Annotated in this window: 24 protein-coding genes; 17 read left to right on the forward strand and 7 right to left on the reverse strand. The window is 66.1% G+C overall.

Annotated elements, in window-relative coordinates; translation table 11 throughout:
* Window positions 1-139: 139 nt before the first annotated feature.
* The 6 genes from D9R12_RS08500 to D9R12_RS08525 all read left to right on the forward strand — a co-directional run bounded on the left by D9R12_RS08500 (window position 140) and on the right by D9R12_RS08525 (window position 5,204).
* On the forward strand, window positions 140-1,042 hold the full coding sequence (locus D9R12_RS08500) for a lytic transglycosylase domain-containing protein (RefSeq protein WP_122229719.1): 903 nt from the start codon (window positions 140-142) through the stop codon (window positions 1,040-1,042).
* 188 nt (window positions 1,043-1,230) lie between these two features.
* Window positions 1,231-1,851: a ubiquinol-cytochrome c reductase iron-sulfur subunit gene (gene petA, locus D9R12_RS08505; protein ID WP_043290583.1), complete on the forward strand. Its 621-nt coding sequence runs from the start codon at window positions 1,231-1,233 to the stop codon at window positions 1,849-1,851.
* Window positions 1,851-3,116: a cytochrome b gene (locus D9R12_RS08510; protein WP_122229721.1), complete on the forward strand. Its 1,266-nt coding sequence runs from the start codon at window positions 1,851-1,853 to the stop codon at window positions 3,114-3,116. The genes petA and D9R12_RS08510 overlap by 1 nt, the downstream gene beginning before the upstream one ends.
* Window positions 3,109-3,873 (forward strand): cytochrome c1, encoded by a 765-nt coding sequence (locus tag D9R12_RS08515; protein ID WP_122229723.1) that lies wholly within the window; start codon window positions 3,109-3,111, stop codon window positions 3,871-3,873. The genes D9R12_RS08510 and D9R12_RS08515 overlap by 8 nt, the downstream gene beginning before the upstream one ends.
* Window positions 3,874-4,042: 169 nt before the next feature.
* A complete protein-coding gene (locus tag D9R12_RS08520; protein WP_122229725.1) occupies window positions 4,043-4,660 on the forward strand; it encodes a glutathione S-transferase N-terminal domain-containing protein in 618 nt (205 codons plus the stop codon).
* Window positions 4,661-4,754: 94 nt separating this feature from the next.
* Window positions 4,755-5,204 (forward strand): ClpXP protease specificity-enhancing factor, encoded by a 450-nt coding sequence (locus tag D9R12_RS08525; RefSeq protein ID WP_043290580.1) that lies wholly within the window; start codon window positions 4,755-4,757, stop codon window positions 5,202-5,204.
* Between the two features lie 796 nt (window positions 5,205-6,000).
* Here D9R12_RS08525 and D9R12_RS08530 read toward each other — a convergent pair.
* From D9R12_RS08530 to D9R12_RS08545, 4 genes are all read right to left on the reverse strand, one after another.
* Complete coding sequence (locus tag D9R12_RS08530; RefSeq protein WP_122229727.1) at window positions 6,001-6,324, reverse strand: DUF3301 domain-containing protein; 324 nt, start codon at window positions 6,322-6,324, stop codon at window positions 6,001-6,003.
* A 58-nt stretch (window positions 6,325-6,382) separates the two neighbouring features.
* Window positions 6,383-7,498, reverse strand: a complete 1,116-nt coding sequence (locus D9R12_RS08535) for a DUF2272 domain-containing protein (protein WP_122229729.1) — start codon at window positions 7,496-7,498, stop codon at window positions 6,383-6,385.
* Between the two features lie 71 nt (window positions 7,499-7,569).
* Complete coding sequence (gene nadC / locus D9R12_RS08540) at window positions 7,570-8,424, reverse strand: carboxylating nicotinate-nucleotide diphosphorylase (RefSeq protein ID WP_122229731.1); 855 nt, start codon at window positions 8,422-8,424, stop codon at window positions 7,570-7,572.
* On the reverse strand, window positions 8,421-8,687 hold the full coding sequence (locus D9R12_RS08545) for a Trm112 family protein (protein WP_122229733.1): 267 nt from the start codon (window positions 8,685-8,687) through the stop codon (window positions 8,421-8,423). The genes nadC and D9R12_RS08545 overlap by 4 nt, the downstream gene beginning before the upstream one ends.
* A 108-nt stretch (window positions 8,688-8,795) precedes the next feature.
* Between D9R12_RS08545 and purE the strand changes: the two genes are divergently transcribed.
* Together purE and D9R12_RS08555 are read left to right on the forward strand one after the other, a co-directional pair.
* Window positions 8,796-9,260 carry a 5-(carboxyamino)imidazole ribonucleotide mutase gene (gene purE, locus D9R12_RS08550; protein WP_244671863.1) on the forward strand — a complete coding sequence of 155 codons (465 nt, stop codon included), beginning with the start codon at window positions 8,796-8,798 and terminating at the stop codon, window positions 9,258-9,260.
* Between the two features lie 214 nt (window positions 9,261-9,474).
* On the forward strand, window positions 9,475-10,635 hold the full coding sequence (locus tag D9R12_RS08555; RefSeq protein ID WP_122229737.1) for a 5-(carboxyamino)imidazole ribonucleotide synthase: 1,161 nt from the start codon (window positions 9,475-9,477) through the stop codon (window positions 10,633-10,635).
* Between the two features lie 191 nt (window positions 10,636-10,826).
* Here D9R12_RS08555 and D9R12_RS08560 read toward each other — a convergent pair whose 3' ends face one another.
* Window positions 10,827-11,222, reverse strand: a complete 396-nt coding sequence (locus tag D9R12_RS08560) for a hypothetical protein (protein WP_238527642.1) — start codon at window positions 11,220-11,222, stop codon at window positions 10,827-10,829.
* A gap of 217 nt (window positions 11,223-11,439) precedes the next feature.
* Window positions 11,440-12,018 (reverse strand): superoxide dismutase, encoded by a 579-nt coding sequence (locus D9R12_RS08565; protein WP_014161285.1) that lies wholly within the window; start codon window positions 12,016-12,018, stop codon window positions 11,440-11,442.
* A gap of 141 nt (window positions 12,019-12,159) precedes the next feature.
* Here D9R12_RS08565 and grxD point away from each other — a divergent pair, with 141 nt between their 5' ends.
* The 5 genes from grxD (at window position 12,160) to ppnN (ending at window position 19,019) form a co-directional block, all read left to right on the forward strand.
* Window positions 12,160-12,480 carry a Grx4 family monothiol glutaredoxin gene (grxD, locus tag D9R12_RS08570; protein ID WP_014161284.1) on the forward strand — a complete coding sequence of 107 codons (321 nt, stop codon included), beginning with the start codon at window positions 12,160-12,162 and terminating at the stop codon, window positions 12,478-12,480.
* Window positions 12,477-13,223: an SDR family NAD(P)-dependent oxidoreductase gene (locus tag D9R12_RS08575; protein WP_014161283.1), complete on the forward strand. Its 747-nt coding sequence runs from the start codon at window positions 12,477-12,479 to the stop codon at window positions 13,221-13,223. The genes grxD and D9R12_RS08575 overlap by 4 nt, the downstream gene beginning before the upstream one ends.
* The gene (locus D9R12_RS08580; protein ID WP_122229739.1) at window positions 13,220-13,825 is read left to right on the forward strand and encodes a MarC family protein; all 606 of its coding nucleotides are present in this window, start codon (window positions 13,220-13,222) and stop codon (window positions 13,823-13,825) included. Before D9R12_RS08575 ends, D9R12_RS08580 begins: the two co-directional genes overlap by 4 nt.
* Before the next feature lie 430 nt (window positions 13,826-14,255).
* Complete coding sequence (locus D9R12_RS08585) at window positions 14,256-17,495, forward strand: TonB-dependent receptor (RefSeq protein ID WP_122229741.1); 3,240 nt, start codon at window positions 14,256-14,258, stop codon at window positions 17,493-17,495.
* 141 nt (window positions 17,496-17,636) lie between these two features.
* A complete protein-coding gene (gene ppnN / locus D9R12_RS08590; protein WP_122229743.1) occupies window positions 17,637-19,019 on the forward strand; it encodes a nucleotide 5'-monophosphate nucleosidase PpnN in 1,383 nt (460 codons plus the stop codon).
* 105 nt (window positions 19,020-19,124) lie between these two features.
* On the opposite strand, the gene D9R12_RS08595 is transcribed toward ppnN, so the two are convergent.
* Window positions 19,125-20,171, reverse strand: coding sequence for a sensor histidine kinase (locus D9R12_RS08595; RefSeq protein ID WP_170159200.1), 1,047 nt, complete (start codon window positions 20,169-20,171; stop codon window positions 19,125-19,127).
* A 126-nt stretch (window positions 20,172-20,297) separates the two neighbouring features.
* Here D9R12_RS08595 and D9R12_RS08600 point away from each other — a divergent pair, with 126 nt between their 5' ends.
* The 4 genes from D9R12_RS08600 (at window position 20,298) to D9R12_RS08615 (ending at window position 23,015) form a co-directional block, all read left to right on the forward strand.
* Window positions 20,298-20,897, forward strand: coding sequence for a GspH/FimT family pseudopilin (locus tag D9R12_RS08600; protein WP_122229747.1), 600 nt, complete (start codon window positions 20,298-20,300; stop codon window positions 20,895-20,897).
* An 80-nt stretch (window positions 20,898-20,977) separates the two neighbouring features.
* A complete protein-coding gene (locus D9R12_RS08605) occupies window positions 20,978-21,412 on the forward strand; it encodes a type IV pilus modification PilV family protein (protein WP_244919635.1) in 435 nt (144 codons plus the stop codon).
* Window positions 21,409-22,434 (forward strand): PilW family protein, encoded by a 1,026-nt coding sequence (locus tag D9R12_RS08610; protein WP_122229749.1) that lies wholly within the window; start codon window positions 21,409-21,411, stop codon window positions 22,432-22,434. Before D9R12_RS08605 ends, D9R12_RS08610 begins: the two co-directional genes overlap by 4 nt.
* Window positions 22,431-23,015: a pilus assembly PilX family protein gene (locus D9R12_RS08615; protein ID WP_122229751.1), complete on the forward strand. Its 585-nt coding sequence runs from the start codon at window positions 22,431-22,433 to the stop codon at window positions 23,013-23,015. The genes D9R12_RS08610 and D9R12_RS08615 overlap by 4 nt, the downstream gene beginning before the upstream one ends.
* The last annotated feature ends 2 nt before the right edge of the window (window positions 23,016-23,017 follow it).

Consider the following 23,017-nt stretch of genomic DNA (forward strand, 5'->3'; position numbering starts at 1 on the left):
GCGCTTAATCCAGTCGGGTGGGCGGGAAGGGTCGACCAGTTTAGCCGGTCCGTCAGGCGCAGGGGCGGGGTCTGCCGGACCCGCGAGCATCCCGGGGCTTGCTTGTTAAGCCATTGACAAGCTGGGACACTGGGCGCCAATGAAGGGGCTGCTGCGACTGGGGATGTTCGCCGCAACGCTGGTCGCGCTGCCGGCCAGCGCCGGCACGCTGTACAAGTGCGTGGGCGCCGATGCCGTCACCGCCTATGTCAGCAAGCGCCTGCCAGGCGCCAGCTGTTCGGTGGTGAGCCGCTACAGGCCTGCCCCCAGCCGCCGCCCGGCCCACCCGCCGCTCGCACCGGCAGCGGCGGCTCCGCCGCAGACCGTGGCGGTGGCCGAAAAGCGTCCCATCAGCGCGGTCTCCCCGGCCGCCGCAGTTGCCTTGCCCACGCCCGGGCCGGTCGCATCACCGCCACGGCGGGTGGTCAGTGGCCAGGTTTATTCCTTCATCAAGGACGGGGTGCGCAACTACACCAGCGTACGGCCGCGCGGCATGGACGTGGCCAGCGTGCGCACCATCAAGTACAGCTATCTCCAGACCTGCTTCGCGTGCGGAAATCCCAAGCTGAACTTCGGCGCGGTGCGCCTGAACACGCTGGCCTACGGAAGCGAAATTGCCGCGGCCGCGCGCGAATTCGGCGTCGAGGAAGCCATCGTCCGCGCCATCATCCATGCCGAATCCTCGTACAACCCGGTCGCGCTGTCCCGCGCCGGGGCGATGGGCCTGATGCAGCTGATGCCGGCCACCGCGCGCCGCTTCGGCGTGGCCGATGCCTATGACGCGGCCCAGAACATCCGCGGTGGCGTGCAGTACCTGGCATTTCTGCTCAAGCGCTACCAAGGCGACCTGACCCTGGCCGCAGCCGGCTACAACGCCGGCGAAGGCGCCGTGGACCGCAATGGCGGCGTGCCACCCTACGCCGAAACCCAGCGCTACGTGCAGCGCGTGGGGGTGCTGGCCGAGCGCTACCGCGCCAGCGTCGGGGCAATCGGTGCTCGCTGAACCGATGCTGCACTGCAATACCGGAAACGACCCTCCCATCGATCTGCAACCCATTGATCGAAAAGGGATTGTTGTGGTGAAAAATTTTATTCAGTTAGACTCGGCCGTGCGCTCAAGGGTGAGCCCCGCTTACAGGGGCCGCCCAGGCAGCCATGCAGCTACCTCAAGATGTCCCAGCGGAGTTACGGATGGCCAATGACGAGGTCACAATGCCCGTGGATGCGGGGCGCCGCCGGTTCCTGACGGCCACCACCGCAGTTGTCGGTGCCGTGGGTGCAGGCTTCCTGGCTGTCCCGTTCATCAAGTCCTGGAATCCCAGCACCCGTGCCAAGCTGGCCGGTGCCCCGGTCACTGCGGACATCACCGGATTGCAGGAAGGCCAGCGCCTGGTGCTGGAATGGCGCGGACAACCGATCTGGGTGGTCAAGCGCTCCAAGGCGATCCTCGACGCCCTGCCCAGCCTGGATGGCCGCCTGCGCGACCCCAACAGCGAGAACGAGGACCAGCAGCCGGCCTACGTGCTCAAGGGCAACCCGGAGCTGCGCTCGATCAAGCCGGAGATCTCGGTGCTGGTCGGGCTGTGCACGCACTTGGGCTGTTCGCCGGAAATCGTCGCCGAGATCCGGCCCGAGCCGTTCGATCCGGAGTGGAAGGGCGGCTACTTCTGCCCTTGCCACAAGTCGCGCTTCGACATGTCCGGACGGGTGTTCCAGGGCGTGCCGGCGCCAACCAACCTGCTGGTGCCGCCGCACCATTACCAGGATGACAACACCATCATCATCGGCGTCGATCCGGAAGGGGCTGCCTGATGTCGAACGTGATCACCCGCGCCGCGACCGGCGCCTTCGATTGGCTCAATGCGCGTGCGCCGGGCCTGATGCCCATGTACCGCAAGCACATGAGCGAGTACTACGCGCCGAAGAATTTCAACTTCTGGTACTACATGGGCTCGCTGGCCCTGCTGGTCCTGGTCAACCAGATCGTCACCGGCATCTTCCTGACGATGAACTACAAGACCAGCGCGGCCGAGGCCTTCGCCTCGGTCGAGTACATCATGCGCGACGTGGAATGGGGCTGGCTGATCCGGTACATGCACAGCACCGGCGCCTCGCTGTTCTTCATCGTGGTCTACCTGCACATGTTCCGCGGCCTGATGTACGGCAGCTACCAGAAGCCGCGCGAGCTGGTGTGGATCCTCGGCATGCTGATCTACCTGGTGCTGATGGCCGAGGCCTTCATGGGTTACGTGCTGCCCTGGGGCCAGATGTCCTTCTGGGGCGCCAAGGTGATCATCTCCCTGTTCGGTGCAATCCCGGTGATCGGGCAGGGGCTGACCGAGTGGATCATGGGCGACTACCTGCCCAGCGACGCCACCCTCAACCGCTTCTTCGCCCTGCACGTGATCGCGCTGCCGCTGGTGCTGCTGCTGCTGGTGGTGCTGCACCTGGGGGCGCTACACGAGGTCGGTTCCAACAATCCCGAAGGCGTGGACACCAAGCGCGGGCCCAAGGGCAACCGCTGGAGCAAGACCGCGCCGGCCGATACCATCCCGTTCCACCCGTACTACACGGTCAAGGACCTGGTGGGCGTGGGCTTCCTGTTGATCATCGGGGCGTTCGTGATCTTCTTCGCGCCGGCCTTCGGCGGGCTGTTCCTGGAGCACGACAACTTCACCGAGGCCAACCGCCTGGTGACGCCCGCGCACATCAAGCCGGTCTGGTACTACACCCCGTACTACGCGATGTTGCGGGTGGTGCCCGACAAGCTCGGTGGCGTGCTGGTGATGTTCTCGGCGATCGCGGTGCTGTTCACCGTGCCGTGGCTGGACCGCGGCAAGGTGCGCTCGATCAAGTACCGCGGGCTGAGCTACAAGATCGCGCTGGGCATCTTTGCCTTCAGCTTCATCTACCTGGGCAAGATCGGCTCGGGCCCGGGCACCGACCAGACCGAGACCTACATCGGCCGTGTGCTGACGGTCTGCTACTTCGGGTTCTTCGTCTTCCTGTGGGTCTATACGTTCTTCGGACTGGAACGCACCAAGCCGGTGCCCGAGCGGGTGAGCACGCATGACTAAGCGCCTGTCTTCCATCAGGTGCGTGCTGCCGCGCCTGGCCGTGTTCGCCGCCGGGCTGATCCTGAGTGGGTCCCTGCAGGCGGCCGAAGGTGGCGCCATCCTGCAGGCGGGCAACGACCTGTCGGACAAGGCTTCGCTGCAGCGCGGCGCCAAGCTGTTCATGGGCTACTGCTCGGGTTGCCATTCGCTCAAGTACCTGCGTTATTCACGCATGGCCGAAGACCTGGGTCTGAGCGAAGAAGACGTCATGGCCAACCTCAACTTCACCGGCGCGGCGGTGGGCGAGCAGATCCAGGTGGCGATGCCGGACGAGGCGGCCACCAAGTGGTTTGGCAAGGCACCCCCGGACCTGAGCCTGATCGCGCGCGTGCGCGGCCCGGACTGGATCTATACCTACCTGAAGTCGTTCTACCTGGACGAGACGCGGCCGGTGGGCTGGAACAACACCCTGTTTCCCAATGCGTCCATGCCCAATCCGCTGTGGGAGCTGCAGGGCCTGCAGCACGCCGAATACGGCCCGCCGGACCCGGCAACCAAGGACAAGACCGTCGCTGCGCTCAAGCTGGCCACGCCCGGCGCCGAGAGCCCGGTCGAGTTCGACCGCTCGGTGCGCGACATCACCAATTTCCTCGAGTACGCCAGCGAACCGGCCGCGCTCAAGCGTCAGAGCATGGGCGTGTGGGTGCTGCTGTTCCTGGCGTTTTTCACCTTCCTGGCGTTCCTGCTGAAAAAAGAGTTCTGGAAGGACGTTCACTGACCCAGGTGACCTCCGGCAGGGGTGCGCAAAGCGGCGGCCAGCTGCTATGTTCATCCTCGCCGCCCTGTTCATCTAGCCCACATGGCGGCCAGGCCAGAGGCCTGTGCGAGTTGGCGCAACCGGCAGGCCCCGGTTGCTTGATCAGACCGATAAGGTGACGAGTGCCCGCATGCGAAACACCCTGACGCTGTTTTCTTCCGTTGACGATGTGCTGTGCCACCGCGTGCGGCTGGTGCTCGCCGCCAAGGGCGTCAGCTATGACCTGGTGCCGGTCGATCCGCAGAATCCGCCGGAAGACCTGATCGATCTCAACCCCTACCATTCGGTGCCCACCCTGGTGGAGCGCGACCTGACCCTGTATGCGGCCTCGGTGGTCAGCGAATATCTGGACGAGCGCTACCCGCATCCGCCACTGATGCCGGTCGATCCGCTTTCCCGTGCACGCCTGCGCCTGGCGATGCTGCGCATCGAGGTGGACTGGGTGCCGCAGGTCCAAGCCATCCAGCTGGGCAACAAGGCCCAGGCCGATGCCGGCCGCAAGCGCCTGAAGGAGCTGCTGACTGCCTCGGTGCCATTGTTCAAGGCCAGCAAGTTTTTCCTCAATCCCGAGATGAGCCTGGCCGACTGCGCCATGGCTCCGATCATCTGGCGCCTGCAATGGCTGGACGTGGGCCTGCCCAAGGACGGCAAGTCGATCGAGGACTACGGCAACCGCATCTTCCGCAACCCGGGCTTCGTGCGCAGCCTGACCGAGCAGGAAAAGAAGCTGCGCGAGCTGCCGGCCTGAGCCTGTTGCAGGGCCGGGCTGGTGCGGGCAAGCCGGCATTGGCCTTCAGCCAATGCACGGCCGCCAGCTGCGCCGGCCGGTTAGACTGGCACACATGACAGATGACGTGCCACCGATGACCAGCCACCGCCCGTACCTGCTGCGGGCGCTGGCCGAATGGATCGCCGACAACGACATGACCCCGCACCTGCTGGTGGACGCCACCCAGGCCGGGGTGCAGGTCCCGGCCAGCGCGGTCAAGGAAGGCCGGGTGGTGCTGAACATCGCCACCCGCGCGGTGGCCCACCTGGTGATCGACAACCTGACGGTGAGTTTCAGCGCCCGCTTCGGCGGGGTCAGCTACCCGGTCAACGTGCCGATCTCGGCGGTGCTGGCGATCTACGCGCGCGAGACTGGGCAGGGCATGGCCCTGCCGGAAGACATCGGGACCGGCACGGGCCCCGGTCCGCATGACGACAACGAGCCGCCTTCGCCCGACGCCCCGACCCCGCACGAACCCGCGCCGCCGCCGTCCAGGCGCCCGCACCTGCGGGTGGTGAAGTAGGCGCCCTCGCCCCGTAGTGACCGGGCGCCATCGCACAGCGAGCATGTGAGCAGGACTCGTGCTTGGCGGCTGTGTCCTCTTCTCCCCCGCGTACGGGGGAGAAGATGCCCGAAGGGCAGATGAGGGGGGCTTTGCGCTTCAAGGAAGCACGGCCGGCGGCCAACCCAGCCTGGCCAGGCAACAGCAACGGCACACTCGCTGCGCGCGTTCCCCCTCATCGACCCTTCGGGTCACTTCTCCCCCGCAAGCGGGGGAGAAGGAGCAGCCCAGCGCCCGGCAGTCTTGCTGCGACAAGACGCGCAGCTGTGTCCTCTTCTCCCCCGCGTGCGGGGAGAAGATGCCGGCCCGCAGGGCAGTGACCGGGCGCCATCGCAAAGCGAGCACGTGAGCATGACGCGCGCTTGGCAGCTGTGTCCCCTTCTCCCCCGCACCCGGGGGAGAAGATGCCCGAAGGGCAGATGAGGGGGCTTTGCGCAAGGGCAGATGAGGGGGGCTTTGCGCTTCAAAGAAAGCACGGCCGGCGCGGCCAACCCAGCCTGGCCAGGCAACAGCAACGGCACACTCGCTGCGCTCGTTCCCCCTCATCGACCCCCGGATCGAGTCCGGGGCAGGCTCTTCGGGTCACTTCTCCCCCGCAAGCGGGGGAGAAGGAGCGGCGCCGTGCGCCGCAGTCCTCCTGCGACAAGGCGCGCGGCTGTGTCCCCTTCTCCCCCGCAAGCGGGGGGGAAGGAGCAGCGCCGTGCCGCGCAGTCCTCCTGTGACCCCGTAATCCTCCTGCGACAGGGCGCAAGCGGCATCAGTGCAGCGAAACGATCGGGTCCGGCCTGGTCGGTCCGGCCAGGGACACCAGCCGTGCACCGTGCAGGACCAGCTTGCCGGTATGGCGCTGGACGCCATCGTAGGAATAGTCGAAGCGGAAGCTGCGCTCGAAACCCAACCGGCCCTGGTCATCGCGGCGCAGGCGCAGGCCGGTGGCCTGCACGCTCTGGTCCAGCCAGATCACGCCGGCTGCCTCGCAGGCGTTGCGGCCGAGCTGGGTCGCACGTTCGGCCGCGGCACGGGCGGCGTTCCACCAGAAGAACACGGCGGCGCCGGCAATCAGGAGCAGGATCGGAGTCATGGTGCGACTGTAGCGGCAAGCGCGGCGGGGCGGCAGGCGTGGATGCGCCTGTGCCTTTTCAAGGCCCTGGGCGGGGCGGGGCGGCGCCGGACTCGGCTGGCACGGCGGCCTCGGCAGCTGGCAGGGGCACAGGCACCTGTGTTGGCGCTGGGGGCTGCAAGCCGGTGCCGGAAGGCGTTGGCGTCAACGCAGCCGGCATCGGCGGCAGTCCCGGCGCAGGCACACCGATCGGCGGTGCCGGTGCCGCGGGCAACGCCGGCAGCGGCCCGGTCGCCTGCAGTTTCAGCAGCACGGCCCAGTCCTGGCGGTTGAAATCGCACAGGTCCTGCTGCGCCGGCGTGCACTCGCGCCCCGGGTCATTGCCATCTTGCCCCTCCTCTGCGAGGGCGCTGGGAACCGGCAGCAGCACGTGGCCGCTGCGGTCCAGGTCCAGCTGGCGCATGGTCACCGCATTGAGCACGTTGCCGCCGATCAGATGCAGGGTGCGATCGCCACCGACGTTGGCGGCCACCACGATGTCGCAGTGCGACTCTTTCGGGATGCGGCCCGATCCGGTCAGGCTCGACGTCAGCCCCGCATGGCCCAGCACCTGGTCGCGGTTGCGGATGTAGCAGAGCAGGTCGCCCGGTGCGGGCTTTTCCACCGCAGGGTCGGCGTAGCGATAGGGACCGCCGTTGCCGCCGTCCTTCCAGGCCGCGCGGATGTAGTCGATGTGCCGCGGCGAACGCTGGAAACCCACGATGCCCGCCCTGGCCATCACCCACGAGACGAACGCGGCCGACCATGGGGTATCAATGATGAAGGCGCGGCAGTCGCTGTCGGTGTAGCGATTGCCCGGTGGCACCAGGCAGCTGCTGGCGCCGGGTTCGTCCCCGACCATGACCAGCGTCCCGCTGTCGCGCCAGTACATGGCCACCCGCTGCCAGGGCACCAGGCCGTGGTCGGCCAGGTTGCCGCTTTCGGCCTCGGTCACCCGCAGGCTGGCCAGGCGGCCGCGTCGGTCGATGAAAGGCCGCATCCATTGCCGGTGTTCTTCGCAGGCAGTGCGCACGATGGCGATGGCGGCCGGGCTCAGGCCAAAGCGCGGCGGCGCATCGCAGACCTCGATGGCGTGGGCCTTGAAGGCCAGGCTCGACAACGCCACCCCGAGGGCGAACAACCAGCGGATCGGCATCTGCAGCGTGTTCCTGTGGGGGCAAGGACAGGGTTGCACGCTGGCAGAGCCGGCGGCCAGGGCCCGTGAAATCAGCCTGGCGGCGCGCCCAGCTTGAGCGAGACGTCCACCGCGTGCACGTGCTTGGTCAGCGCGCCGATGGAGATGCAGGCCACGCCGTCCTCGGCCACCGCGCGCACGCTGGACAGATCGACCATGCCGGAAACCTCCAGCGGCACCCGGCCGGCGGCGATGCGCGCGGCTTCCCGGCGCATCACCGGGTCGAAGTTGTCGAGCATGATCCGGGTGCAATCCAGCGCCAGCGCCTGGCGCAGTTCGTCCAGGGTTTCCACTTCCACCACCAGCGGCAGCTCGGGATGCAGCGCCCGTGCGGCAGCCATCGCCGCGGCGATGCCGCCGGCGGCGCGGATATGGTTTTCCTTGAGCAAAACCATGTCGAACAGGCCGATGCGGTGATTTTCGCCGCCGCCGCAGCGCACCGCGTACTTCTGCGCCAGGCGCAGGCCGGGCAGGGTCTTGCGCGTATCCAGGATCCGCGCGCCGGTGCCGCGCACGGCCTGGACGTAGGCGGCGGTGATGGTGGCCGTACCGCTCAGGGTCTGCAGGAAATTGAGCGAGGTACGCTCGGCGCTGACCAGGCTGCGGGCGCGCCCGGACAGGGTGGCCAGCACGGTGCCGGCGCCCACGCGCTGGCCTTCGCTCACCCGCCAGTCGATGGCCACCTCCGGGTCCAGGGCCCGGTGGCAGGCGTCGAACCACGGCCGCCCGCACACCACCACCTGATCCTGCTTGCACAGCAGGTAGGCGGTGTCGGCCACGTCCGGCAGCAGGGCTGCGCTGACATCGCCGCTGCCGATGTCCTCGGCCAGGGCGCGGTGCACGTCCTCGCGCACGGCCGATGCCGGCGGCAGGGGGGCGCTGGTCACGTCGGGAAGTCGGCGACCTGCACGGTGGCAATGCCTTCTTCGGCCAGCAGTACCGGGATGCCGTCATCGATGCGGTAGACGATCTTGCGGTCGCGGGTTACCAGGGCTTCCTTGAGCGGCTCGACCTGCACGGTGTCGTCGACGCGCTTGAGCGTGCCGGCGGCGATGGCACGGTTGAGCGCCTCCAGGCCGCGGGCCTCCAGCGGCCCAAGCGGCTGGCGCGAGACCGGGCAGCACAGGATGTCGAGCAGTTTGCGGTCCATGGAAGGTCCGTTGGCAATCAAGATCGCTAGAATATCGTTTTGTGCAAGAGCACGCTCTAGGGACGGCCAGTGACCGCCAATCTCCAAACCCCGTGCGTGGGCATCGTGATGGGCTCGCGCTCCGACTGGGAGACCATGCAGCACGCCGCGCAGAAGCTCGACGCCCTGGGCGTGGCCTACGAAGTCAAGGTCGTCTCGGCCCATCGCACGCCCGACGTGCTGTTTGCCTATGCCGAACAGGCCCTCGGCCGCGGCCTGCGCGCGATCATCGCTGGCGCCGGCGGCGCGGCCCACCTGCCGGGGATGATCGCCGCCAAGACCGCGGTGCCGGTGCTCGGCGTGCCGGTCCAGTCCAAGGCGCTCAACGGCATGGATTCGCTGCTGTCGATCGTGCAGATGCCGGCGGGCATTCCGGTGGCCACCTTCGCCATCGGCAATGCCGGTGCGGCCAATGCGGCGCTGTTCGCCGCGGCGATGCTGGCCCTGGGCGATCCGGCCATCGCTGCGGCGCTGGGTGAGTTCCGCGCCCGGCAGACCCGGGAGGTGATGGACCGGGACGATCCGCGCCAATGACCACGGCCGGTATCGGCAAGCCTGCGTTGGGCGCAGGCCTGGCTCCCTCACCGCATCCACGCCCCGGCCCGGCGCAGCGCGCCGGGCGTTCGGTCAACCTGTGCGGCAATGCCGCGCAAGCAGGTTGCCCTCACCCCGCAGGCGGGAGAGGGCCAGCTGGTGCCATGCGGGTTTGTGCTGGCGGGCACGACGCGTTTGCGGAGCAGGCCGGGGCATGACCACCGTCGGTATTTTGGGCGGCGGTCAACTGGCCCGCATGCTGGCCTTGGCCGGTGTGCCGCTGGGGCTGCGGTTTCTGGTGCTGGACCCGTCGGCAGACGCCTGCGCCGGCCAGTGTGCACCGCTGCAGGTCGGCGCGTTCGATGACCAGGCCGCACTGGCGCGTTTTGCCGACCAGGTGGACGTGGTGACCTTCGATTTCGAGAACGTGCCGGCCGCCAGCGCGCAGTGGCTGGCGCAGCGCGTGCCGGTGTTTCCCGGTCCGCGCGCGCTGGCCATCGCCCAGGACCGCCTGTCGGAGAAGTCGCTGTTCGGCGAGCTGGGCATCCCGGTGCCGGCGTTCCAAGCCGTGTCCACCCGCGCGCAGCTCGATGCCGCGCTGGCCAGGATCGGCGTGCCCTGCATCATGAAGACCCGCCGCTTCGGCTACGACGGCAAGGGCCAGTTCCGGATCAGGTCGCTGGCCGATGCCGAGGCGGCCTGGGACGCGCTGGGCGCGCAGGCCGCCTCGGTAGGTCTGATCGTCGAAGGTTTCGTCGCCTTCGACCGCGAACTCTCGGTGGTGGCCGCACGCAGCCGCGATGGGCAGTTCAAGGCCTTCCCGCTGACCGAAAACTGGCATGTCGACGGCGTGCTCTCGGCCAGCCTGGCGCCGGCGCGGGCTTCGCAGGCGCTGCGGGCCCAGGCGATCGACTACGCACGTCGCGTGGCCGAAGCAACCGACTATGTCGGCGTGTTCGCGCTGGAGCTGTTCTGCCAGGGTCAAACGCTGCTGGCCAACGAAATGGCCCCGCGCGTGCACAACTCCGGGCATTGGACCATCGAAGGGGCGGAGATTTCGCAGTTCGAGAACCACCTGCGTGCCGTGCTCGGGCTGCCGCTGGGCGAACCGGCCATGCGCGGCATGGCCTGCATGCTCAACTGGCTGGGCCAGATGCCCGATGCGACGGCCGTGCTGTCGCAGGCCGGCGGACATTGGCACGACTACGGCAAATCCGCGCGCGCCGGGCGCAAGGTCGGCCACGCCACCCTGCGGGCTGAGGAGGCGACGGCGCTGTCCTGCGCGTTGGCCGACGTGGGGGCGGCGCTGTCGCGGCCGGATCAGGTGCAGCCGGTGATCGCCCGCTTGAATGAAAACGGGGTCGGCGGCGATTGACCTGGTGAAACTTCTTGCCGGTGAAACCGTGCGCGGCCCTTGCCGGCGATGGCCAGCGGCGCGGCACGAGAAAGCGGCGTGGCGCCTGCCGATCCAGGCAAACGTGCCTGGCGTTCGCTGGGTGCGTCAGGTTAAGAGGAAACGGGGCCGCCAGGCCCCGTTTTTACAGGTACCGGCCGAGGCCAGGATCTTCAGGGGCAGCGCCCGAACCGGTCCGGCGAGGCACCAGGGCCGCCGCGCCAGCCAGGCGGATTTTCCCAGTTGGTGCCGCGGCTTCCGGCAGGGCCCGGTGGGTTGTCGTCGATATCCATCCAGCAGCGGCGCGCCTGGTTCCACAGGCCGTAACGTGGATGCCAGTAGCCGTAGCGGGGGCTGTAGTAATAGCCGCCATCGACGATCTTGAACTCGTAACGCACGCCGTCGTGGCGGTAGTAGCGTCGGTCGGGCGAGGCGCCGGGGCCGCCGCGCCAGCCCGGCGGATTTTCCCAGTTGGTGCCTGGCCCGCCAGCGGGGCCAGGACGGTTGTGGTCCCGATCGCGGTGCTGGGCTGCGACATTGCCGGTGACGACCAAGGCAGGCAGCAGCATGGGTACGATCCAGCGTGCGGCTTTGTGCATAGCGGACTCCGGGGGTGGGCTCGGACGTCAAGATGCCACGGACCGCCCCATTGGTGGCCCCGGCCTTGCCCTGTCGGGTCGCTTTCGTTCGGCTGAAAGTCAGCCACCCAATGGACGAGCGCTCGATCGGACGAGCAACAAAAAAGGCCGGCTTGCGCCGACCTCTTTTGCGCGCCTGCGTGGAAGATCAGGCCAGGTTCTTGGCCACGAAGTCCCAGTTGACCAGCGACCAGAAGGACTCGACGTACTTCGGCCGGGCGTTGCGGTAATCGATGTAGTAGGCGTGCTCCCACACGTCGATGGTCAGCAGCGGGGTGTCCTCGCCGGTCAGCGGGGTGGCGGCGTTGGAGGTGCTCACCAGGCCCAGGCTGCCGTCCTTCTTCTGCACCAGCCAGCCCCAGCCCGAGCCGAAGGTGCCGACGGCGGTCTTGGTGAACTCTTCCTTGAACTTGTCGAAATCGCCGAAGGCGGCGTTGATCAGCTCGGCCAGCTTGCCGGTCGGCGCACCGCCGCCCTTGGGCGAAAGGCCGTTCCAGTAGAAGGTGTGGTTCCAGACCTGGGCGGCGTTGTTGAACATGCCACCCTGGGACTTCCTGATGATCTCCTCCAGCGACAGCGCGGCGAACTCGGTGCCCTCGATCAGCTTGTTGAGGTTGTCCACGTAGGTCTTGTGGTGCTTGCCGTAGTGGTAATCGATGGTCTCGCCGGAGATGTGCGGTTCCAGTGCGGTGCGGTCGTAGGGCAGGGCGGGCAGTTCGATGGCCATGGCAATTCCTCGGGCTTGGCGTGATGTCGGTGCCGGCGCAGCGGCGCGAAGCTTTACAATTGCGCGTTGCCGGCGGCGATGGAGAGCGCCGGAAGTTTACTCGACGACGGTTTGCATCCCGTCAAGGCAGGAGAACGCAACATGTTGGTGCTGGAACGTATCCAAGCTGAACTGGACGCCCATCCGATGGTGCTCTTCATGAAGGGCACGCCGGAATATCCGATGTGCGGCTATTCCAGCCAGGCCGTGCACGCCCTGCTTGCAGCCGGCGCCGACGGCCTGCGCGCGATCAACGTGCTGGAAGAGCCGGAGATCCGCGCCAATCTGCCGCGCTTTTCCAACTGGCCGACCTTCCCGCAGCTTTTCATCCATGGCGAGCTGATCGGCGGCTGCGACATCACGCTGGAACTGCACGAATCGGGCGAGCTGGCGCGGATCGTGGCCGAGGCCCTGCCGAAGTGAGCCTGCTGCAGGTCCCCGCGCGCGCGCCGCAATCGCTGGCCGCGCGGGTGGTGTTGGTCAGCGGCGCCCACGGCGGCCTGGGCCAAGCCAGTGCCCGCGCCTGCGCACAGGCTGGCGCCACGGTGGTGTTGCTGGGCCGTCGGCCGGCCAGGCTCAACCGCGTTTACGACGCCTGTGCCAGGCTCGGACCAGAACCCTTGCTCTACCCGCTGGACCTGGAAGGCGCCGCGCCGGATGACTATGCCGAGCTGGCCCGGCGCATCGGCACCGAGGTGGGGCGCCTGGACGGCCTGCTGCACTGCGCGGCCGACTTCCGCGGCCTGACCCCGCTGGAACACACCGACCCGGCAGCGTTCGCGCGCGCCCTGCACGTCAACCTCACCGCCGCCTGGTGGCTCAGCCAGGCCTGCCTGCCATTACTCAAAGCCGCAACCGACGGCGCGCTGGTGTTCACGCTGGATGACCCGCAGCGTGTCGGCCAGCCGTACTGGGGCGGCTACGGCGTGGCCCAGCACGGGCTGCGGGCGCTGGTGCACATGCTGCATGCCGAACTTGCCAGCACCTCGGTCCGGGTCAGCGCGCTGCAGCCCGGGCCGATGCGCACCACGCTGCGCGCACGCGCCTACGCCGAAGACCCCGATCCGTCGCTGGCCGATGCGTCCGAGTACGCACGCCATTGCGTCAGCCTGCTGTCGCCTGCCGGTGCCGACCGGCGCGGACAGGTCTGGAATCCCGGCCCATGACCATCCTGTCTGCGGCGCTGCTGCTGTTCCTGATCCTGGATCCGCTGGGCAACATCCCGGTGTTCCTGTCGGTGCTGCGGCCGCTGCCGCCCCAGCGCCAGCGCATCGTGCTGCTGCGCGAGATGCTGATCGCGCTGGCCGTGCTGATGGGGTTCCTGTGGGGCGGCAAGTTTTTCCTGGAGTGGATGCACCTGCGCCAGGAGTCGGTGCAGATCGCTGGCGGCTTGGTCCTGTTCCTGATCGGCATCCGCATGATCTTCCCCAGGCCTGAAGGCCTGATGGGCGAGATCCCCGGCGGCGAGCCGTTCATCGTGCCGCTGGCCATTCCACTGGTCGCAGGACCCTCCGGCATGGCCGCGGTGATGCTGATGGGCAGCAACGAACCCGAGCGCCTGCTCGGCTGGAGCCTGGCGCTGGGCATCGCCTGGCTGGGCACCGCGGTGATCCTGTTTTCGGCCACCCTGGTCTACAAGTGGCTGGGCATGCGCACCCTGACCGCGGTCGAGCGCCTGATGGGCATGTTGCTGGTGGCCATCTCGGTGCAGATGCTGCTCGATGGCATCGGCACTTACCTGGGTGCGCTGCCGCCGCGCGGCATCTGAGCGCCGGGGAGGGCCGTGACCGCGACGGAAGCCGCGCGTACGCACGGTCGTGGTCGCTTCACAGTGGCAGGCAGGGGTTTGCAGTGACCCATCCGCCGGCGTGAGGGCCAGGGCGCCGCTGTCACAAAGCGGGTGACAGCGGTTGCGCGGGCCCTGTTGCAAGGCTGGCCTGGGTGGCAAAAAAATCTTGCAAGTGATTGATCAATATTGATTTTATTCCGGTGTAATGTACCGCGTGCTGCATCGCGAGAAAATCGTCACGGTCCCGTCACAAAGCGCATCTACCGTGTTAACCTGTCGTTAACCCACGGCGGTCGTGCTCGTCTGGGTTCCAGGGGCACATCTTCTTAGCAAGTCCATGAGAGTCGCGCATGAAGCGCGGCCGGCCAGCACGGTTTTTTTCTGACCGCCCAACCTCGAGGCAGACGCAATGACCCAACACCGCCGTATCCGGACTTCCAAACTGGCCCTGGGCCTCCTGGCCGCACTGGCCGCCGCTCCCGCCATGGCGCAGAGCACCTCCGCCGGTGTCGGCGGCACCGTGATCGGCTCGGGCGGCGCGCCGGTTTCCGGCGCCGAAGTGACCATCACCCACGTCGAATCCGGCACCGTCAGCCGCGCCACCACCGACGCGTCCGGTCGCTACACCGCACGCGGCCTGCGCGTGGGTGGCCCGTACACCATCACCATTACCAAGCCCGGCGAAGGCACCAAGACCGAGGACGGCGTCTACCTCACCCTGAATCAGGTCAACACCGTCGATGCCGCCCTGACCGGCGACGTGACCAATCTGGGTCAGGTGCAGGCCATCGGCTACAGCGGCGGTTCGGAAGTGTTCAGCGCCACCAAGATGGGCTCGGGCACCAGCATCGACCAGCAGAAGATCGAAGATCTGCCCTCGGTCAACGGCAACATCCAGGACTACATGCGCCTTGACCCGCGTATAACGTTCATTGACCGGGCCTCGGGCACCATTTCGGCCGGCGGTCAGAACCCCCGCTACAACTCCATCGCCATCGACGGCGTCTCAGCCAGTGACACCTTCGGCCTGGAAGGCAACAACATGCCGACCCGCCGCCAGCCGGTGTCCATGGAGGCCATCGCCGCAATCGATATCAACCTGTCCAACTACGACGCCAGCATGGCCAGTGCCGCGGGCGCCACCGTCAACGCGGTGACCAAGTCCGGTACCAATGAGTTTCATGGCTCGGTCTACGGCTACATGCGTGACGGTGACTGGTTTGGTGATGATCCGGAAGGCAACGAGTTCAACGGCTTTACCAAGGAAGAGACCTACGGCGCCACCATCGGCGGCCCGATCATCAAGGACAAGTTGTTCTTCTTCGCCAACTACGAGAAGTTCAAGCAGGAGGCGCCGGGCGTGGACATCGCCAGTACCGCACTGGGCAAGCCCAATGCGTTGTACGGCATGAATGAGGTCGCGCGTGCCCAGCAGATCGCGCAGGGCTATGGGTTCGACGCCGGCGGCCTGGAAAGCGACGGCAACACCGATCTGGAAGAATACGCGCTGAAGCTGGACTGGAACATCACCGACGCCCACCGCGCCAGCTTGCGCTACAGCAAGTTGGACCAGTCCAAGCTGCGCATCAACGGCGCCGGCAACTCCAACCAGGCTTCGCTGAGCTCGTACTGGTACCAGCACGAGAAGACGGTGGAAAGCTATGTCGGCCAGCTGTTCTCCGACTGGACCGACAACTTCTCCACCGAGTTCAAGGCGTCCTACCGCGACTATTCGGCTGTGCGCGTCGTGCCAACCAACGCACCCAGCATCGCCATCTACTTCGGTGGCTCCCGGGCTGCTCCGAGTGGCGACGTGCTGTATCTGGGCACCGAGACCAACTCGCAGGGCAACATCCTCGAGACCAAGACCTGGAACTATTACGCGGCGGGCACCTGGACGCTGGGCGACCACGACCTGAAGTTCGGCGTGGACTACAGCAACAACGAGATCTACAACCTGTACGGCCGCAACACCTGGGGCGTTTACACGTTCTACGGCCTGGAAAATTTCCAGAACGGCATCTATTCCAGCTATCAGCTCAGCAAGGAAAACGCGCCGGGTTCCATTGCCGCCGATTACGAGAACAACAACCTGGGCCTGTTTGTGCAGGACACCTGGTATGCCACCCCGCAACTGACCTTGACCCTGGGCGTGCGTGGCGATCGCCCGGATGTCAGCCCGGATCCGACCTACAACCCCACCGCCTCTGCCAAGTTCGGCTATGACAACAGCGAGGTGTTCGAAAGCGAGTTCCTGATCCAGCCGCGCTTCGGCTTCAACTACACCTTCGATCGCGAGCGCCCGACTCAGTTGCGTGGCGGCGTGGGCCTGTTCCAGGGTGATGCGCCGCAGGTGTGGATCGGCAACAGCTATTCCAACACCGGCCTGAATTATACGGCTTACAGCTTCACCTCCTATCGTCCGGACCTGCCGTTCAGCGCTGACGGCAGCAACCAGCCGGTTCCCACTACTCCCGGCTCGGCGACCCAGTCTCCGAATTTCGTCGGCAACGACTTCAAGTTGCCGTCGCTGTGGAAGGCCAACATCGCTTTCGATCATGAGCTGCCCTGGTACGGCATCGTCGCATCGGCCGAATTGCTGGTCACCAAGGTCAAGGATGGCCTGTATTACAAGAGCCTGAACATCGGCAAGATCAATGCGCCTGGAGAAGATCCGGCGCCTGCCTACTACGGCCCGGATGGTCGCGCGCTGTATTGGAACCCAGCGCAGACCGGCCGCGCCTGGGCAACTGGCAACAATCGGTTCAATCGCGATTTCGCCTACGGCGACGTCTACCTGATCGAGAACACCGACAAGGGCAAGACCCAGCAGTTCACCGTCAGCCTGAGCAAGCCCTGGAGCGAAACCAGCGACTGGTCGTGGGACCTGGGCTACACCTACACCCACGCCACCGAAGTGGGCCCGCTGACCAGCTCCACCGCCAGCTCGGGCTGGGGCTACCAGTACACCTTCAACGCCAACAGCGAGACCGAAAACACCTCGCGCTACGAGATCAAGGACCGCATCTCCGGCTCCTTGAACTGGAAGCACGCCTTCTTTGGCGATTACGAAACCCACGTGGGCCTGTTCTATGAAGGCCGCAGCGGCCGTCCGTACAGCTATGTCTATGTTGGCGATGCCAATGGCGACGGCCGTAGCTACAACGACCTGCTGTATGTGCCCAAGGCACCGGGCGAGGTGCTGTTCGGTACCCTCAACTCCGCCGGCGTCTTCACTCCCAATGCGGCAGCCGAAACGGCATTTTTCGACTGGCTCAAGGCCAACCCGGAAGTTGCCCGTTATGCTGGCAGCTACGCCCCGGCCAATGGCTTCCGCAGCGACTTCATCAACACCTTTGACGTCCGCATCAGCCAGCAGCTGCCGGGCTTCATGAAGGGCCACAAGTCCGAGATCTGGCTTGACGTCCAGAACGTGGGCAACCTGATCAACGAGGACTGGGGCCACATCTACGACTACGGCTTCTACGCGGATGCGTCGGTGGCGACGCTGCAGGGCATCTATCAGGGCAAGTACGTCTACAACTACAGCTACACCAGCGAGCCGACCCCGGCGAACGCCGATGCCGACGGCTTCAACGTTGGCGTGTCGCAGTGGTCGCTCAACCTGGGGTTCCGCTACGATTTTTGATCGCGGTTGATCCACGCAGGAGGCAACACCAACGGCCGGGGCAACCCGGCCGTTTGCTTTTTGTCCATGCGTCGGCATGCCCCGGCCACGCCAGCTGCGCTACAGTCTGCGGTCAAGTTGACGGACGAGCAGGAAGAAGTGATGAGTGAAGTGGTAACCAGGGCGTTGCCAGTGGTCAGCACCCGCATCTATCCACGCGGCGGCCTGGATGTGCTGTCGCGCAACGAAGTGGCGCGCCTGCGCGATGCCTCGGCCGGCGGCATGCACGACCTGCTGCGCCGCTGCGCGCTGGCGGTGATGACCAGCGGCAGCGCCTCCGATGACCCGCGTGCGGCACGCGACCTGTATCCGGATTTCGACATCCAGGTGCTGCAGCGCGACCGTGGCCTGCGCATCGAGCTGGTCAATGCGCCGGCGATGGCCTTCGTCGATGGCGAGATCATCCGCGGCGTGGCCGAACTGCTGTTCGCCGTGGTCCGCGACCTGGCCTACATGGCCATCGAGCTTGGCCCGCAATACGCGGCCGACCTGGAAACCTCGGCCGGCATCACCGATGCGGTGTTCGGCCAGCTGCGCAACGCGCGCCTGATCAAGCCGCAGGAGCCCAACCTGGTGGTGTGCTGGGGCGGGCATTCGATCTCGCGCGAGGAGTACCTCTACACCAAGGAGGTGGGCTACGAGCTGGGCCTGCGCGGCCTGGACATCTGCACCGGCTGCGGCCCGGGCGCGATGAAGGGCCCGATGAAGGGCGCCACCATCGGCCATGCCAAGCAGCGCCAGAAGCAGGTGCGCTACATCGGGGTGACCGAGCCGGGCATCATCGCCGCCGAGTCGCCCAACCCGATCGTCAACCATCTGGTGATCATGCCGGACATCGAGAAGCGCCTGGAGGCCTTCGTCCGCATCGGCCACGGCATCATCGTGTTCCCCGGCGGCGTGGGCACGGCCGAGGAAATCCTGTACCTGCTCGGCATCCTGCTGCGCGAGGAAAACGCCCACCTGCCGTTCCCGCTGATCCTCACCGGGCCAGTCGTGGCCGCGCCGTACTTCGAGCAGATCGATCACTTCATCCGCATGACCCTGGGCCAGGCGGCCGCCGCGCGCTACCAGATCATCATCGGCGACCCGCTGGCCGTGGCCAAGGCCATGAAGGCCGGCATCGGCCAGGTGCGCGAGCATCGCAAGGCGGCCAAGGACGCCTACTACTTCAATTGGTCCATCGACATCCCGCTGGCCTTCCAGCAGCCGTTCCAGCCCACGCATGAGGCCATGGCCCAACTGGACCTGCACCACGGCCGCGCCCCACATGCCATCGCCGCCGACCTGCGCCGCGCCTTCTCCGGCATCGTCGCCGGCAACGTGAAGGAAGAGGGCATGCGCCGGATCGAGCAGTTCGGCCCGTTCGAAATCAACGGCGACCCCGACATCATGGCCGCCCTGGATGCCCTGCTGCAGGCCTTCGTCGCCCAGCGCCGGATGAAGATCGCCGGGGACTACAGGCCTTGCTATCGGGTGGTGACTTGAGCGGCCCACGGCGCTGCGCTGCGGTGCGGCGCATGCCGCGATCGCCGGTTCACCCGCGCAAGCATCCGTTGGGCGGCAAAGCCCCGGTCGCGGCCCGCGGCGCGGCTACAGTGGAAGCCGGATCGTCGCCAGGTAGTGCCCGTCCACGATCCGCGTTTCCAGTTCGCCGTGGCCTTGGGTCAGTGCCTGGATCCGCGCGCGCACCGAATGCTGTCCGACCTGATGGCCTGGCGTGCGTGTGGAGGCATCGGGCACCGCGTTGCGGATGCCGATCTCGATCCAGCCGTTGACCTGGGTCACCTCGATCGCGATGCAGCCACCGGTTGGATTCGGTTCGATCCCGTGGCGGATCGCGTTCTCCACCAGCGGCTGCACCGACAACGCCGGGACCATCGCCATCGGCAAGGGCTCGGGCAATTGCCAGTCCACACGCAGGCGCGCGCCGAAGCGCAGCGCCTCGATCTCCAGATAGCGCCGGGTCAGTTCGATTTCGTCGGCCAGCGCAATTTCATGCGGCCCGGCAAGCGCTGCGCGAAACAGGTCGGCCAGGTCCAGCAGCAGCTGCTCCGCATCACCCGGGCGCAGGTGCACCAGCATCGCGCCGGTGTTGAGCGTGTTGAACAGGAAATGTGGGCGGATCCGCGCCTGCAGCGCTTCCAGTTCGGATTGCTTGGCCAATACCGCCAGCTGTCGGGTACGCCAGTGGTTCTGAAAGGCTGCGAGCCCTAGGGCGCCCACTGTCACGGCTAACGCCGTTAGCCGAACGAGCCAGCGCGTGCGCTCCGGAGCGTCCATCGGCCACAGGTCCGCCAGCAGCCAGGCGCCTGTGCCGGAGACCATCCAGGTGGAGAGGACAAGCAGCAGCAGGGCGGCGTAGGCGACGCTGGTCGCGCGCCATGCCGACAGAGGCCGTCGCAGCGCGTACAGCAGGCCTAACGTGATCAACAGGATCCATTGGATGGCTAGTGAAGCGATGCCGAAATGGATCCAGCGGTTGCCATCGCCGGCGGGCGCCAGCGCCAGAACCGCAGCCAGTCCTTCGCCGGCCAATAGCACCCACACGACGACCGAAGTCTGCCAAAGGGCATCAAGAGGGGAGTTCTGGCGGAAAGATGGCATGGAGGGGCTGGGGGCGAAATCTGCACGCATCATGCATTGACACAGTCGCGAACGCAGCCAGCTGCCGCTGGCGCTCCCGCTCGGGCCGTCCATCGGTAACCCCTGGCTGGACGCGCCAGCGTGCCTTAGCGTATTCAATGGGACAAAGGGGTGTCGCGCATGCGTTCGGGGAACCCAACTACGAGAGCAGGAAGGGCGCTCGCGCCAAGTCGTGTCGTGAGTGGGTCTTGGGGCTTCTCCCTAATCGAGTTGCTGACCGCGTTGACAGTCCTGGCAGTATTGGTAGCGCTGGCAATACCTAGCTTCACGGCGCTTATCAACTCCAACCGGCTCGCCGCGCAGTCCAACGAGATGGTGGCAGGACTGCAGGAAGCCCGCCTGGAGGCGCTACGCAGTAATCGACGGGTAACCGTTTGCCGGAGTACCGATGGTGCGACCTGCAATACAGCCGCAGGTGCTCCATGGATGCGCTGGATCAGCTTCGTAGACGCAAACCGCAACGGAACTGTGGATGGAGGCGAGACCTTATTGCGCTCCAGCAGCGTTAAAACGCCATTGCAAGTAACGAGCACGAATCAGGCGCTGACCTTCCGCGCCGATGGCATGGCGCGCAACAACGCTTCGGGTGCGCTGGTCGAAAACACGTTCAATGTCTGTATCCCCACCAGCCGACCCGCCCAGAACAAACGGTCGGTCACGCTGGCAGGTGGAAGCCGTGTGGCCGTCACCACGCCGGCGGGCAACGGTGCCTGTCCATGAGGTTGAAGATGGAACCATGTGATGTGGTGAAATTGTGTCTCCGTAGCCCCCGTTCCCAACAGGGCGCCGGACTCATTGAGGTGCTGATCGCCGTGCTCATCATGGGTATTGGCATGTTGGGCGTGGCAGCCATGCAGGCCACTGCATTGCGCAATAATCAGAGCGCCCTGGAGCGTACCCAGGCAACCATCCAGACTTACTCGATCCTGGATGCAATGCGCGCGAACCGGCAGCGCGCGTTGGCGGGTGACTACGACGTTGCACGTACGTGTGCGGTCCCAGCGACGGGGGCGACGCTCGCGCTAAAAGACATCCACGCCTGGTTTGCAGACATGCAAAACTCCCATTCCATGGGTAATACGGCGTGCGCAAGCATCGCGAGGAACGGCAACCAGTTCGTGATCACCGTCGACTGGGACGATTCCCGTGCCAGCGACAACACCGAGACCGTCCCCGCCACCGTTCAGGATGGCGTTGCGGCGCGCAATAGGGTCATCACGGCGGTACGTCTATGAAACCTGCACGTTCTTTTCCCTGCGGCGCGCGTGCTTCCCGCGGCTTCAGCCTGATCGAGCTGATGATCGCCCTGGTGTTGGGCCTGCTGGTGGTCGGCGCGGCGATCGGCATCTTCCTTTCCAACCGTCAGGTATTTCGTGCCACGGACAATCTCAGTTTCGTCCAGGAGAACGGCCGTGTGGCCTTTGAGCTGCTGGCGCGGGAACTGCGGCAGACGGCAGGTTCGCCTTGTTCGGCCAGCGCGCCCGTTGTCAACGTGTTGAACAATACAACCGCCTGGGGTACGGACTGGGGCGATGGTATCCGTGGCTACGATGGGCAGGCGGGCCAGGCGCTGCCATCAGTGACCACCGGTACGGCGGCACGCCAACGCATCGCAGGTACCGACGCAGTTGAGCTGCGTTCGGGCGCCAGCGGCGATGTGACCGTCGTGGATCACACGCCAAATTCGGCGCAATTCAAGGTCAATACCAATGCCCATGGGCTGGCGGACGGCGACATCGTCATGGTCTGCGATTTCATCCAAGCCGCCATTTTCCAGGTCACCAACGCGAACTCGTCCAACGTGACAATCGTTCACAACACTGGCACCGGCACGCCAGGCAATTGCACCAAGTCTTTGAAGTATCCGCGGCTGGTCCCGTGCGTGGTGAATCCTTCCGGGTACTTCTACACATATGGCCCGAACTCGGTGATCGCCAAGCTCAAGGCGACGGCCTGGTACGTTGGCGTGAGTAGCAGCGACCCGTCGCGTCGGTCCCTGTACCAGGTGATGCTGACCAGTAGCGGGGCGACACCCGCATCGACCGTCCAGGAAGTGGCGGAAGGCGTGCAGGACATGCAATTGCAGTACCTGTCCATGGGCGGCACCGACTATCAGGACGCTACCGCGGTTGCCAATTGGGGGCGGGTCACGGCGGTCCGCGTGGTCCTGACCATGCAGAGCAATGAACGCATCGATGGCGCGCCCGTCGTGCGCACGATCGCGCACACGGTCACTATCAGGAATCGCAACTCATGAAGCAGACTGCATTCAATCTGCAGTTGCTGCGCCAGCAAGGTGCGTCCCTGGTGGTCGTGCTCATCCTGCTCCTGATCATGACCCTGCTTGGCTTGGCCGTACTGCGCACCACGCTGCTGGACGAGCGCATGAGCGCTAATTTGTATGACCGCAGTCTGTCCTTCCAATCGGCTGAAACTGCCCTGCGCGATGCCGAGGCCGCCATTCAGGCGGCGGAGTTGACTGGCTCCATCCTCGGGTTTGACTGCTCGGCGGCGGGAGTCATCTGCCCTTCAATCCCTGTGAATGCGCTGACGGGCACGGCGGGGTGCTCTGGCGGACAGAATTGCTGGACCAACGCCACCACCAACGTACAGACGCTGGCGGCGGGCGCAGGCGCTCCGCAGTACTACATCGAGTACATGGGTGAGTACACCAACGAGGATGAGCTGGCCCAGGGCAGCAGCGCAAACAATGCGCAGTACGGGGGGGGCGGGGGCGTGCCCTTGCAGCATTTCTATCGCATCACCGGGCGTAGCCATGATCCCTCCGCAAACGACCGCGCCGTCGTGGTCCTGCAGTCCAACGTCGTAGTCAAGTGAGG

It is taken from the genome of Pseudoxanthomonas spadix, from assembly GCF_003703395.1.
In the GTDB taxonomy this organism is placed as follows: domain Bacteria; phylum Pseudomonadota; class Gammaproteobacteria; order Xanthomonadales; family Xanthomonadaceae; genus Pseudoxanthomonas_A; species Pseudoxanthomonas_A spadix.